Annotated in this window: 15 protein-coding genes; 5 read left to right on the top strand and 10 right to left on the bottom strand. The window is 46.2% G+C overall.

All coding sequences use genetic code 11. The features are described from left to right. The first annotated feature begins 10 nt into the window (after positions 1-10). The 3 genes from E5331_RS03860 (at position 11) to E5331_RS03850 (ending at position 2,851) form a co-directional block, all read left to right on the top strand. Positions 11-547, top strand: coding sequence for a 2-oxoacid:acceptor oxidoreductase family protein (locus tag E5331_RS03860; protein ID WP_123481565.1), 537 nt, complete (start codon positions 11-13; stop codon positions 545-547). Between the two features lie 810 nt (positions 548-1,357). Beyond that, entirely contained in the window at positions 1,358-2,311 is a 954-nt protein-coding gene (gene nadA, locus E5331_RS03855; protein ID WP_123481564.1) for a quinolinate synthase NadA, read from the top strand. A gap of 6 nt (positions 2,312-2,317) precedes the next feature. Then, positions 2,318-2,851, top strand: coding sequence for an RNA methyltransferase (locus tag E5331_RS03850; RefSeq protein WP_123481563.1), 534 nt, complete (start codon positions 2,318-2,320; stop codon positions 2,849-2,851). 39 nt (positions 2,852-2,890) lie between these two features. Here E5331_RS03850 and E5331_RS03845 read toward each other — a convergent pair whose 3' ends face one another. The 3 genes from E5331_RS03845 to pyrH all read right to left on the bottom strand — a co-directional run bounded on the left by E5331_RS03845 (position 2,891) and on the right by pyrH (position 5,389). Continuing rightward, entirely contained in the window at positions 2,891-3,877 is a 987-nt protein-coding gene (locus E5331_RS03845; RefSeq protein WP_123481562.1) for a glycosyltransferase family 2 protein, read from the bottom strand. A 108-nt stretch (positions 3,878-3,985) separates the two neighbouring features. Next, entirely contained in the window at positions 3,986-4,543 is a 558-nt protein-coding gene (gene frr, locus E5331_RS03840; protein WP_123481561.1) for a ribosome recycling factor, read from the bottom strand. Between the two features lie 141 nt (positions 4,544-4,684). Beyond that, positions 4,685-5,389 (bottom strand): UMP kinase, encoded by a 705-nt coding sequence (gene pyrH / locus E5331_RS03835; RefSeq protein ID WP_123481560.1) that lies wholly within the window; start codon positions 5,387-5,389, stop codon positions 4,685-4,687. 238 nt (positions 5,390-5,627) lie between these two features. Between pyrH and E5331_RS03830 the strand changes: the two genes are divergently transcribed. Then, a complete protein-coding gene (locus E5331_RS03830; protein WP_135983922.1) occupies positions 5,628-6,173 on the top strand; it encodes a hypothetical protein in 546 nt (181 codons plus the stop codon). Positions 6,174-6,332: 159 nt separating this feature from the next. On the opposite strand, the gene E5331_RS03825 is transcribed toward E5331_RS03830, so the two are convergent. The 5 genes from E5331_RS03825 to E5331_RS03805 form a co-directional block, all read right to left on the bottom strand. Beyond that, positions 6,333-7,499, bottom strand: a complete 1,167-nt coding sequence (locus tag E5331_RS03825) for a DUF4861 family protein (RefSeq protein WP_123481558.1) — start codon at positions 7,497-7,499, stop codon at positions 6,333-6,335. A 192-nt stretch (positions 7,500-7,691) separates the two neighbouring features. Further along, the gene (locus E5331_RS03820) at positions 7,692-7,949 is read right to left on the bottom strand and encodes a TIGR03905 family TSCPD domain-containing protein (protein ID WP_123481557.1); all 258 of its coding nucleotides are present in this window, start codon (positions 7,947-7,949) and stop codon (positions 7,692-7,694) included. Further along, on the bottom strand, positions 7,949-8,236 hold the full coding sequence (locus tag E5331_RS03815; protein ID WP_123481556.1) for an HU family DNA-binding protein: 288 nt from the start codon (positions 8,234-8,236) through the stop codon (positions 7,949-7,951). Before E5331_RS03815 ends, E5331_RS03820 begins: the two co-directional genes overlap by 1 nt. Before the next feature lie 167 nt (positions 8,237-8,403). After that, complete coding sequence (locus E5331_RS03810) at positions 8,404-9,012, bottom strand: hypothetical protein (protein WP_123481555.1); 609 nt, start codon at positions 9,010-9,012, stop codon at positions 8,404-8,406. An 85-nt stretch (positions 9,013-9,097) separates the two neighbouring features. Continuing rightward, on the bottom strand, positions 9,098-9,601 hold the full coding sequence (locus E5331_RS03805; protein ID WP_123481554.1) for an RNA polymerase sigma factor: 504 nt from the start codon (positions 9,599-9,601) through the stop codon (positions 9,098-9,100). Positions 9,602-9,796: 195 nt separating this feature from the next. Here E5331_RS03805 and E5331_RS03800 point away from each other — a divergent pair, with 195 nt between their 5' ends. After that, positions 9,797-11,647, top strand: a complete 1,851-nt coding sequence (locus E5331_RS03800; protein ID WP_135983920.1) for a hypothetical protein — start codon at positions 9,797-9,799, stop codon at positions 11,645-11,647. Positions 11,648-11,729: 82 nt separating this feature from the next. On the opposite strand, the gene E5331_RS03795 is transcribed toward E5331_RS03800, so the two are convergent. Next, positions 11,730-12,236 carry a hypothetical protein gene (locus E5331_RS03795; protein WP_275441058.1) on the bottom strand — a complete coding sequence of 169 codons (507 nt, stop codon included), beginning with the start codon at positions 12,234-12,236 and terminating at the stop codon, positions 11,730-11,732. Then, on the bottom strand, positions 12,233-13,576 hold the full coding sequence (aroA, locus tag E5331_RS20610) for a 3-phosphoshikimate 1-carboxyvinyltransferase (protein ID WP_275441082.1): 1,344 nt from the start codon (positions 13,574-13,576) through the stop codon (positions 12,233-12,235). The genes E5331_RS03795 and aroA overlap by 4 nt, the downstream gene beginning before the upstream one ends. Between the last annotated feature and the right edge of the window lie 12 nt (positions 13,577-13,588).

The following is a 13,588-nucleotide window of genomic DNA, read 5'->3' as shown; positions in this document are numbered from 1 at the left end:
TTTTTGTGTGATGAAAGTTGAGATCATAATAGCCGGATTCGGAGGACAGGGTGTCCTCTCTATGGGCAAAATATTGGCATATTCCGGACTCATGGATGACAAGGAAGTGACGTGGATGCCTTCATACGGTCCGGAGCAAAGAGGGGGCACTGCCAACGTCACTGTCATCCTCTCCGACGACAAAATCTCCTCCCCAGTGCTCGACTCATACGACATCGTTGTGGCACTGAATCAACAGAGCCTCGACAAGTTCGTCCCAAGAGTGAAATCCGGCGGGATACTGATGTATGACACCAGCGGAATACACAAGCGTCCCGAGAGAAACGATGTCAAGGTATATCCGATAAATGCCATGGAAGCCACTCTTGAAATCGGCAATCCGAAAGCATATAATATGGTCGTGATGGGCGCGCTCCTTGAAGTGATGCCCTACAAACTCCCAATGGAGAATGTGGTGAAAGGTCTTAAGAAATCTCTTCCGGAACGTCATCATAATCTAATCCCACTCAATGAGCAGGCTATCGAGAAGGGGAGAGGACTAATCTGATTTTATTTCCCGGAAACCAAAAAGAGGAGACGTGGCTATGATGCCGCGTCTCTTTTTTTACCCTATTTCGTGAACCTCTTTTTCTCTTTATCGGTTATTATAGATGAAGCCCCGATTAAGGATCTCTATTGAGAAATTGATAGGATCGGACCACCTCTTATCCGAAAGACAATATCATTTTGCAAGGGGCATTTTTTTCTGTGCTGATTATTCAAAACTATCATGGCCGAACAAGGACAGGCCGAACTGACAAAAGGAAATCACCTTTTCGTAACCTTGATGTTGCGGGGGCCGGAGACTGAAATATCCGGTTCCCGCTTTCATTTTATGATGTCAATAATCTTGCCGCAATTGTCAATAACTTGTAGATAAGTGGTCGAAAAGTGGTAGATATGTTGTAAAGAAGCTGTAGAAAATTGTTTTATAACATATTTTAATTTAACTTGCAATTTATAAATATTGTCTGAGATAGCGGTTTTTATTGTATCTTTGCATATTCCTTCAAAGGTTATCAATAGTTATTGTCAAAGATATCTACAGTTATTTGCAGGGTTATCTACAGTTATCTACACTTTGCGAGATAAAAATTTGTAAACATCGCAGTTATTTACAAGTTGTCAATAACCTTCACATCTTGTTGATTATCAAGGATATCTATTGTTAATAATATGACAATAAGTGCGTCTTAAAATTCAATAACTCATATTTCCAATTTTTTTTGGGAAAAGTTATTGGTAGTTATTGACAGCCTTTGTTGTTGTTGTTGATTAATTTTTATAGATTTAAATTTTTATTAAATAATAAACAATAATGAACCTTAGTCAAAAAAATCCCGAAACAGACGCATTGCGCGAGGAGATAATGCGTCTGAAGAAAGATAAGAATGCTCTCATCATGGCACATTATTATCAGCGTGACGAAATTCAGGAGATAGCCGATTTCATCGGTGACTCTCTCGCCTTGGCGAGACAGGCGGCAAAGACGGATGCCGACGTAATCGTGATGTGTGGCGTGAATTTCATGGGTGAGACTGCAAAGATACTTTGCCCCGACAAGACGGTGTTGCTCCCCGACACAGAGGCGGGATGCTCTCTCGCCGACAGCTGTGACCCTGTCAAGTTTGAACAGTTTGTAAAGGAGCATCCGGATCATACGGTCATAAGCTATGTCAACACGTCGGCTGCCGTGAAGGCTCTCACTGACATCGTGGTCACATCCGGCAACGCACGTAAGATAGTGGATAAGCTTCCCGAGGATGAGAAGATAATTTTCGGTCCTGACAGAAATCTGGGTGAGTATATCAATTGCGTGACCGGGCGCTCCATGCTCCTATGGGATGGTGCTTGCCATGTGCATGACCGATTCTCTTTGGAAAAAATCGACGAGCTGAAGAGGGAGCATCCTGAAGCTAAGGTGCTCGTGCATCCGGAGTGCAGACGTCCTCTCCAGCTGATTGCCGACAAGGTGGGATCTACTGCCGCACTGCTCGATTTTGCCAGGAGCGACGATGCGCCGGAATATATTGTTGTGACAGAAAGTGGCATATTATTCGAGATGCGTCGCCAGTGTCCGGAGAAGAAATTCATCCCCGCTCCTCCCGATGAACCGGGGTGTATGTGCAACGAATGTGACTATATGAAGCGCAACACTCTCCGCAAGGTTTACGAGGCTCTGCGCGACGGAAAACCGGAAGTGACGGTCGATGCCGAGATTGCAGAGAAGGCGTTGCGACCTATCGTGCGTATGCTTGAGATGTCGGAGTGACGGGTCATGGATCGTAAGAAGAAGAATATAATCGAACTTACCAACTGCAGCCTCAGCCAATATAAGGAGATGGAGAAGCTGCCGATCGTGATGCTTGCCGATAATGTGAGGTCGATGTATAATGTCGGCGCAATGCTGCGCACAGCCGATGCCTTCCTTATAAGGGAGGTGGTGCTTGCCGGAATTTCCGGTTGCCCGCCTCACCCGGAGATCACGAAGACGGCTCTTGGAGCAGAGGAGAGCGTCGACTGGCGACACGTGAATGATGCCTTCGAGGAGGTGAGAAGAATGCAGTCGGAGGGGTGGAAAGTGTGCGTGCTTGAGCAGACACATAATAGCATTGCTTTACAAGATTTCCGTCCTATTGATGGCGAACGCTATCTCCTTGTGGTGGGGAATGAGGTGAAGGGTGTCGACCAGCGTATCGTTGACGTTGCTGATATCGTTCTTGAGATTCCACAGTCGGGGGTGAAACATTCCCTCAACGTCTCGGTGAGTGCAGGGATAGCGTTATGGCAGATTGTGTCGGGGATGATATGATTCCCAGAGATCCCATCTCATAAAAATGGAATCATGAATTTATCGGCATAATGCCTTGCCGAGAATCTCCACGAGCCGTCTGCCGCCGATATAGGTGCAGACTATTCCGATCTTGTTTTTTAATCTGACAGAGGGGTTGCGCAGCGATTCGCCGCGCAGCTCCTTTATTCTTATCCAGCATCTGTCGGATAAGGCACGCGCCTCCGGAGATGTGGAGTTGGCGGCGAGGAGCGTAAGCATATTGAAATTCGCGCTCAGTTCTCTTGAGCGTGCAGCAGGTGCCAGACGGGGATAATGGCTTTCCATCGTGGCGGTGAGGCGTCGTGTCACGTCGAGCACATCGCAACGCCGCAGATTGAACGTATGTATATAGCTTCCTTGATGCTGCCGATAGAAATAAAGATGGCAATCTTTCAGCACGACTACTCGGTTGGCTCGCATAATGGCAGGGCAGATTGCGTCAAGATCCTCATAGCCGGTGCCCTCACGGAATCGCAGCTCTTTCCAGATGCGGGCTGTAAATAATTTTCCGCATACGGAATTGTCGAGTCTTTTCTGATAGAGGATGTCGAGCATTGCATCTTCCGGAGAGAGCATGCGGAAATAATTATTCCCTGTCAAGGCTTCCGAAGGGGATCTATCTACAGATTTCAGTTCATCTTCCTCTGAGAAATTCTGCATGGTGCCGCACACTACGTCGCATCCGGACTTCAGAAAGCAATCATAGGTTATCTTCAGAGTGTCAGGCGGAAGGATATCATCGGCATCAAGAAAGATTATATGGCTCCCTTCCGCCATATCCAATCCATGATTCCTTGCATGGGATTGTCCACCGTTGCTTATATGCGCCACCTTGATATTATCATGCTGATTTGCCAGACTGTCGCAGATAATGCCGGAAGAATCTGTCGAGCCGTCGTCAATAAGGATAATCTCCCAATCCTTATATGATTGTCGGAACACACTCTCCACTGCCTTCTCCAAGAAAGACTCGGCATTATATACAGGAATGATTATGGAAACCATGCGATTCACTATTTTTATGCAAAAGAAATAAAAAAAAGTCAGAAGTCAAAGGCTATACCCTTCCGACTTCCGACTTATTATATGTTACAATGCGCGTAAGCGCAGCGATTACACTGTAAGAATCTCTTTCTCTTTTGCTGCGAAGATTTCGTCGATTTTCTTCATGTACTTGTCATGGAGTTTCTGCACGTCGTTCTCGGCATCCTTCTCGATATCCTCGCTGAGACCCTTCTTGATCTCTTTCTTCAGACCCTCGATAGCCTCACGGCGGGCATTGCGCACCGACACCTTTGCAGTCTCTGCCTCTGCCTTGCTCTGCTTTACGAGCTGCTTACGGCGGTCTTCTGTAAGCGGCGGTATCGACAGGCGTATCACTTCACCATTGTTTTCAGGAGTGATGCCAAGTTCAGAGTTTATGATAGCCTTCTCAATCTCCTTGAACATGCTCTTTTCCCATGGAGTGATGGCAATGGTTCTTGCGTCTGGCACCGAAATATTGGCGACATTTGAGATTGGAGCTTGCGAACCGTAGTAATCTACACGTATTCCGTCAAGCAGACGAGCGGATGCCTTTCCGGCGCGGATATGCGAAAGTGTGTCGTCGAGATATTCCACAGCGAGTTCCATGCTGTCTTTCGCATTGTCAAGATATTCGTTAACTTCCATATTTGTTTTAATGTTTAAATGGGATGGGTTAAGGAGTGTTTTAAGAAATAATTATCATTTAATCAATATTTTGATAGTATTGCTAAATGATGTATAAAAGCGCATGTTAAGCGCATTTCTGCTGTTGATAATAGAAATGCTTTAGTCAACGAGCGTGCCTACATTGTCGCCATTGAGCATCTTTTCGAGATTGCCCTCCTTGTCCATGTTGAAGACATAGATAGGCATGCTGTTCTCTTTGCAAAGTGCGGTAGCGGTAATGTCCATCACCTTCAGATTGCGTGCTATCACTTCTTCGTAGGTGATATGGTCAAATTTTGTGGCAGTGGGGTCTTTCTCCGGGTCGGCTGTGTATACGCCATCTACGCGGGTGCCCTTCAGCATTACGTCAGCCTCGATTTCAATGGCGCGCAGTGCCGAGCCTGTGTCGGTTGTGAAGTAAGGGGATCCGGTGCCGCAACTCATGATAGCAACAGTGCCCTCTTTCATAGCTTTTATAGCCTCCCATTTGGAATAGGGGTAGCCGATGGGGAACATGGGGATAGCGGTCAGCACCTTGGCGGGTTGTCCGATTGCCTCAAGTGCAGAACTTAGGGCAAGGGAGTTGATCACTGTAGCGAGCATACCCATCTGGTCGCCCTTAACACGGTCGAAACCTTTGGATGCGCCCGACAGACCACGGAAGATATTTCCACCGCCGATCACGATGCCAACCTGCACGCCGTTGTTGACAGCTTTCTGTATCTGGAGAGCATAGGAGTTGAGGCGGTCGGTGTCGATGCCGTAGCCCTGTTTGCCCATGAGAGATTCTCCGGAAAGCTTGAGAAGAATACGGTTATATTTCATATCTCTAAAATTTATGTCAAGTATGTTTACAATCCCCAAATTTAAGGAAAAAGTGCGACATTACAAGATTCTTTGGGAAATATATCTCAAAAAAGATATGATTCCCCAATTCTAATTAATTTTTTGACCTGCTTAAACTTTATAATGTATTATTGTCTTATAAGTAAACAGGAGGTTCACTGGATCATCGGTCTCCTCCTTTTAACTCAGATTGTTTCACCTTTTAAACGGAATCCTTATGAGACATATATTCGCATATATTCTGATAGCTTTATTCATGTCGGTCGGCAGTGTCGAGGCTTTTGCTGACAAGCACAAGGGGCATGACCGTGATCGTCATGAGCAAAGATACGACAGGAAGAAAGGTTATAAAAAAGACCGTGACCATAAGTATAAGAAGGATAAGCATCATGGTAATTACGGGCGTCCCGGCAATAGTTTCCCGGCTCCCGGCAATAAGCACAGACATACCCCGCCACCACCGCCGAAGCATCATCACCACGCTCCGCCGCCACCACCAAGACGTCATCATCACGCTCCACCGCCACCACCACGTCTCGGGCACATGGTGAGATACGCCACAAGAGGGTGTCACGATGTCGGGGTATGGCAGATCAGCCATGACACGTATATCGTGAAATATCGTAGAGGTAATCATTACTACACTCAGTATCTATATCCTTATGCCGACAGATACGGTGCCAGAAATGTCATATCCGTCAATTGGGCTCCGCAGAGCCCCTGGACTCTGATACCTCCGATCCAATTGAATATTAATCTTTAGCAATATAAATTGCATCATGATATAACATGATCAACCATGGTATATCATGATGCAATATTTTTATGATATATCATGATTCAGCATGTTATACCATGATATCTCAAAATCCATGATAAATCATGTTGCGTCATGGTCTATCATGTTGAATCAAAATCAGAATCAATATTCCACTTCCAGATTCTGTCGTTTCTGTCCTTTAAGATATTGGATCCAGCTCTCCATATCCTTTATATCCTCGCGGTCCCAGGAGAAACCCCAGCGGTAGGAGAGGGTGTCGGAGGGGGAGATGTTGACTATGCCGAGCACGTGGCGATTCTTGTCGGATTTTGCGGTGAAATCATTGTCGATGATGATGCCGAGTTGTGCGCGTCCGTTGTCAGGTCCCTGTGTGGGATCGGAATATGCTATGATCCCTTCCGATATGAAGGACGGGGAATCATCCCTCAGCGGGAAACCTACAACAACGTCGGCATTGCCACTGAGACCGTCATACCACACTTCCGTATTGTTCAGATAGCTGCCTGCGTCAAGAGAGATGAGACGATGTTCAACCACGGCAGTGTCACCGGCAATCCTCACCGGTGCGAAGTCAAGACGGGCGGTGAAACGGAGCGGACCATTGTCGAGCACCTCCGCTTTCTCATAGCACCACGGATAGAATATAGTGTCGTTTCTTAATATTGCCGCAACACCGGCTCCCAGTGTCGGACCGACAGCATAGCAATCCATCCCCAAGCCGTGGTCAATATGATAAGAGATGGAATCTCTGAATTTATTAGCCAATTCGGGGTCAATTTTCTGTAGGGAATCCACTTTCTGCCATGTGGCGGGATCTGTCTCCGGACCATATAATTTTTCAAGAATGAGGTCATCGGTCTTATGCTTGAAAAACAGGTCGTAGCCGAAACCTCGCTCACCCTTTGCCTGGGTAGCCGGTCCGTACACACGATAGCCGTTCATCTCATTTTCCCATGCCATGTCGTCGGCACGTTCAGGATAAAGCCGTCCGGCTGTCAGTTGAGGATATGTGTGGAGTGTGTCGGAAGGGAGAAGCTGATACTCTTCCGAACTACCCTTGCCGATAGAGGTGCGGAATATTATTTTCCCGTCATGGGTATGTTGGGATGCCACTTCATTGCCATTAGAATCTGTCACGTAGCAATACTTACTTCCGAGACGTGACAATACGGAATCTGCCCACAGTTCCACGATGGCACTGTTGCAGTCGGAATCAGAATTATTGCTGACTGTCACTTTCACTCCATTGCTTTGGCATGACACCAATGCCAGGGAAGCGAAAGCCATTAGTTTTGAAATCTGTTTCATGGGATAATTATAGAATGGTTATTTTTAAGTAGTCCAAGTAGTCCAAGAAGTCTTAGTAGTCTTAGTAGTCTTAGGACAGCTTGGACTGCTAAGACTTCTAAGAAAAAAAGGAAAATTCCGAATGCGAGCATTACGGAATCTTCCTTTTTACATTGTAGTGAAAAAAACTCATCGAAATTCCCTTCGATATGTTCAATTCATGGCGTTTATCTGCTTTAATGCTTTTGAAAGCTGGTCAGGACAGGAAGTCGGCTTATTGCCACACCTTATTCCTTCAAGACGCTTGATGACGTCTTCCGCTTTCATCCCTTTCACCAATGCTCCAATGCCTTGAAGATTTCCATGACATCCGCCGGTGAAGTTCACCTCCTCCACGATGCCATTTTCAACCTTGATTTCAATAAGGCGGGAGCATGTGCCTTGGGGACAGTATTGCAAAGTGGTCGCCATTATTTTGAAGTTCTTTCAGCCACCATCTCTTTGAAAGTGTTGCATGGCTTGAAAGAGGGAATCTTGTGAGCGGGGATGATAACCGCAGTGTTCTTTGAAATGTTGCGGCCGGTCTTCTCTGCTCTTTCTTTCACTATGAAGCTGCCGAAACCACGGAGATAGACGTTCTCACCTTTTCCGAGGCTGTCCTTAACAACTTCCATAAATTTTTCAACCACCTGGAGCACATTTTCCTTGTCGATACCGGTTGCTCTCGAAATCTCGTTGGTTATTTCTGCTTTTGTCATTTCTCAGTTACATGTTTTGGTTTTCGGAGTGCAAAATTAATTAAAAATCTGTAAATAGAGAATGATTATGCCCCAATAAGATAGAATATTTTGAAAGATTATATGGAATATGCGTTATTTTTCGGGTTTTTCTCCATATTTTTCAGGTCTTGGCATGATTTCTTTGATCATTCCTCATCTTTGATCTCTTCTTGGGATATGATCTCGCGATAGTCGCGCATTATCTTAAGATACTGCGAAAGTCCTATCAAACCACCTACGATACCACCTATCACCATACCGATGATAAGTCCGGTGTCGCTTGCAATCGGTATGGCAAACACCACCAGCGTGACGATGGCAAACGGGATGAGGATGATCTGGAAGATGTGGTGATGACGTTTCAGCGAGCGCCCGCGCGATGCCACTTCCAGCACGCTCATCGTGGCGAGGTTTATGTCGCGCACCGCCATGTAAAGATAGGCATCCATGCCGGCGGCTACCATGAAGAAGATAAAGAACATGGCGGCTGATGCGTATCGCCAAGGGATTTGTGGATAGTAGGCTACTCCTCCGAAGCAAAGAAGAAGAGGGAAGAATATCCCCGTAATACCGGCTATGACGATGAAGCGACGGTATTTTCTGATAAGATCCTCTTTGGCGGTATGCACCTTATTGGAACTTACCTTGCGCGACTGTTCCGATAAATCTTTCTCCAGTTTTGTAAGACGGGTGTTCATATCCGACCACATCTCTTTCATGCGATCAATGTCGGTGATATTCGATAAATTTTCCATAATTCAGTTATTCTTTTGGGTAAGTATTATTCATTGGATTTTTTAGACGGATAGGTATAAGCCTGTCGTATATTAAGACAAGGAGTCATGCCTCAGCCATTTTAGCAAGTTTCTCCTTTATGCGTCTCAGTCTGGTTGCGACCGTGTTGCGTCCTATACCGATTATATCGGAGATATTGTCGTATGAGAGATCATCGAGCCATAGCAGGATTATCGCCTTGTCTGCCGGAGAGAGACGGGAGATCATGCGGTATAGTTCACGGTGCATTCCGGCGGTGTCTGACGTGTCGGAATGTAGGTCGGTGAGTGTCTCAAGACTTACGCTGACCCCCTTCTGTTTCCTCTTGCGCAGGGCGGAGATGCACGTGTTGAGCGTCAGGCGGTAGATCCATGTTGAGATGGCGGAATCCCCTCGGAAAGAGTCGCGGTATGCCCATATATTGGCAATCACGTCTTGCCGCAGGTCGTTGAAATCATCCGTATCCTGTGCATAATAATAGCATATACGGGTGATGACGCTGCTGTTGTTATCTATGATGTCGAGAAATTCCCTTTCTGAAAGAGTGTGGGATGTCGGGTGTTGGCTCATGTCGGATTTTATAGATTTTAATACTTTAGTAGCGTTTTTAGGCTAATAGTTTCAAATCAATGGGAGATAGGCATATTTTTTTCAGATGAATCATCATATAATTCCATATTAATGATTACTTTTGTCATTGAATCGATTCATGCCGTATTATAGGGCATAATCATTCCCGTTCCCTAACTTTTATCTGTTTACCTGATGAATATACCCCATTATAGAAACTTTTCTCATTATGATTATATTTTATCCGGGATATTGCCGGTTGTGATTGTCGTCATGTTGGCAGTCATTGCTTCTGGCTGCGAGTCGGAGGGTAATCTGACTGATGGTCCACATTCCGTCAGAGGCATGCGTCTGTGTCTGTCTGCTTGTGATATGCCTACGAGGGGCTCGACGGGTAAGGAATACGGCAGACGTGGCGGATCGGCGGATGAGAATCATATATCGGCTGACGATCTTTGGGTGGGTGCATTTGATAAGGATGGCGTTCTGATTGATATTATATATGACAACAGTCATGATACAGGCCTATTATTGGAACCTGATGCTGATGATTCTGCCGACGGGACTATTCGTGATATTTCAGCTGAATTTGATGCCGCATCCTATAAGGATGGAGTGGTAAGGGTTGTTGCCTTGGCAAACTGGAGTAGATTTCTTCCTGATGGGGTATCGTTCGGAGCGATAACCGATATTAAGGGTCTGTCTGAGATGTGTTTTGAGTTCAGTCCGGAGAAATTGGCGTCGGCAGATAAAGAGGGCATTACGGATTATTACCCATTGCCGATGTATGGGGAGAGGGTCTTTAATCTGCTGGATGCGGGAGTGTCGGATGAGTTGCAGATAGGACTTGAACGACGCATGGCGAAGATAGAGATTATAGACAATACGGATTCCGGTATCCTTTCTGCATCGCTTGCATGTTATCTTGGTTCGGGATCGGTTATGCCATCCGGTAATTTCTCGGAAGAGGGGAAAGATGTAAAGCCGGAGGATGAGGAATCAAGACATTCTCTATGTTTCAATAAGTCGGTGATTACGGTGGATGAGGTGGATAGGACATGCTATTATCTTTACGTGCCGGAGATGATACTTGGAGAAAGTGTTGATGATGAGAGAAGGAGAATCACGCTGACGATGTGTGACGGAGAGGGTGGAGATTCAGGTGTGACGAAAGATATATACATTGCGCATCATGATGAGACGGGTCTTCCGACAGAGTCAACAGAAGATGTATGGAAAAGATTGAAAGGCAATCATATATATCGCTTTGTAGTGAAAGGGGATGTGGCAGTGGAACCGGAGATAGAGATACAATCCACACTGCGGGTGATATGGTATGGTACATATAATGGAAGATTCTACAACAATACTGCCACGCTTTTTACATACGCTTTTTCGCAAGAAGAATCGTTAGTTAAGCCTACGAAAGGTAATACGAGTCAAATGGATTTTGATTATCCATTGAAGGAGGGATTAAAAATATATTGTAGGTATTTTGATATCTCGTTAGAAGGTGAGGTAATGGAAAGAAGAGAGAAATATCATAATTTATGGTATGCGATTGCTCTTCATAATTTGGGTACAAATAATGAAGGTAGTAGAAGATTTATAGATGATTATAAGCATCAATTATGTGAGGATGTCATAAAGTTGGAGAATGTGGAAGAGAAGGAGAAGGGTAAAACCATAACCAGAACATATTGTTGGCTTAACTCTGTTTCTATAGTTTATTTGAAATATCCTTTTATTGATACATTTGATCCCAATTGTAGGTATAGAATCTATTGGTATGATTTAGGTGAGCAATTTAGAGTTGTATTAGGAGACGATGTGGAGAATGGGGAGGTGGTTTATGATGAGAGAAGAAGATATTGGCACATGGATTTTAAGTTAACAAGGGGAGATCTTACTAAAATATCATATAAAATAGAGAATGGGGATAGAGAGATGGTGATGTCGGTAAGTCCTGAAGGATCTTTTGAAATTGATGACGTCACTACCGAGATGATAGACGGTGTGGAGTACAACGTATTTTACGTGAATTGAGTCTCGTGAAAAGAAATCCCGATTGCCGATGTGTGATGGGCAACCGGGATTTTATCAGATATCGTATGTGATGTGGGGGCATTTAGCGTCGCAGGTCGGAGACTATCATGATAAGCTCCTCGCGTATCTCAGTCGGAAGGTTGATCTCCCTTACCTGTATGCTCCGTGACCATCCCGCCACGTCTTGTGGCAACAACGTCATGAGCACATCGCGAAATTCCTCTATCTCCTCCTGTGTGTACTCATCGGCAGCCCTTCCGCGATAACGGTCAAGTTCCTCGTCATCGTAATATACAATCTCACCCGTGAGGGGGGAGAGATTCGTCTTCTCACATACGGTATGCGCACCGCAGCACACTTCCGGTTCATCCATCGGATTAGCGGTAGGAACGGATGTCGGCTTGGTGTCTGCCTTCACTTCTTCCTCGGCAGGCTGTGGCTGAGGCTCCTTTTTCGTTGTCGTGTCGGTTTCCGGAGAGGCTGTTCCAACCACTTCCGGATGTTTCTTGCGGTAATATAGTCGGTCTGTCACGTAAAGAATGATACCGATGACTACCATTGCCGCCAATATTATCAATGCTCCAATCATTTTTGCACTCTTTTAAGTATTATTACGTTGCCGTTGCGTTGGCAGTGGAGACCGATCTTAGGTAGCTGATTCCAGAAATCCTCGAATGATTTGTTCACCACATCGGGGTCAGCTATCTTTATCTCCCCAAGTCGTAGGGCTGCCATTGCGAAAGCCATTGCTATGCGGTGGTCATCGTATGTGGCGATTGCTTCCGGCGTGGTGTCGCAGCGTTTGCCATTCCACTCTATGGAATCGTCAGTGACGGTTATGACGTAGCCCAACTTGCGCAGTTCCGTTTGAATGGCTGCAAGACGGTCACATTCCTTCAGACGGAGATTACGCACACCGTCAAACCGGAATTCGCAGTCGGAAAGTGCACACGCCACGGCAAATGCCGGAGCGAGGTCCGGATTATCTGTGAGGTCCACCTCAATACGGTCTGGCTTCTCCTCACCCTCTGAAAGCGTGGCTCCGTTATCATCAAATGTTGACTCTACCCCTGCCATCTCAAAGAATCCGGCAGTTGCTGCATCCCCCTGCAATGATTCGGAAGGGGAGACAAGCGCGGCAATGCGGATTTTTGCATTGGATAAGGCTGCTGCCTCGTAGAAGAACCCTGCGGCACTCCAGTCTGCCTCAACCTTGAACCTGGCGGGTGCGACGTACCTCCCGGCTTTTACCTCAACACCCTCATCATGAAGAGTGACCTCTATGCCGAACTGACGCATAACCTGTGCTGTCATCTCGGCATACGGACGGGAAACGAGCGGAGTTGTGAATCGTAGCGACATACCATTCTCCCATGTAGGTGCGCAGAGCATGAGCGCGGAGATGAACTGTGAGCTGACATCACCTTTTATTTCAAATTCTCCACCCTTCAGAGCGGATCCATGTATGCGGTAGGGTCCTGTGCCGTTCTCGCCGAGTGATTCAATCTGTGCACCGGCTTTTCTGAGCACGTCAAGCATTGGAGCCATCGGACGAGAGCATAGTCGGGGAGTGCCTGTTATGATACAGTCCGTGCCGGGTGTGGAGGCGGCTATGGCGGTCACAAACCGGAATGCCGTGCCGGAGGCATGTATGTCGATTGATTCGCCGCTGATCTTTCCCGTTTCTTTCATGTCAAAGAGAGCGAGCAAGGCACGTTGTATCACGCGCAGGTCATCGCAGTCAGTTAGTGCCGGGCAAGTGGGTAGGGTGCCGGCAAAGTATGAGGCTGCAAGATAGCGTGCCCCTATACTCTTTGATACGGGAAGGATGATTGTGTCGGTCGCGTCTGACGCATTATCAGCGTTATTGTCGGTTGTATCCTCTGCCGTATTATCAACTGTATTATCAATACTTACCCTTTTAGCCACTGTCGGGGCAAA

The sequence above is a fragment of the Lepagella muris genome (assembly GCF_004793975.1).
Lineage (GTDB): Bacteria > Bacteroidota > Bacteroidia > Bacteroidales > Muribaculaceae > Lepagella > Lepagella muris.
This window is presented reverse-complemented; position numbering and strand designations above follow the sequence as displayed.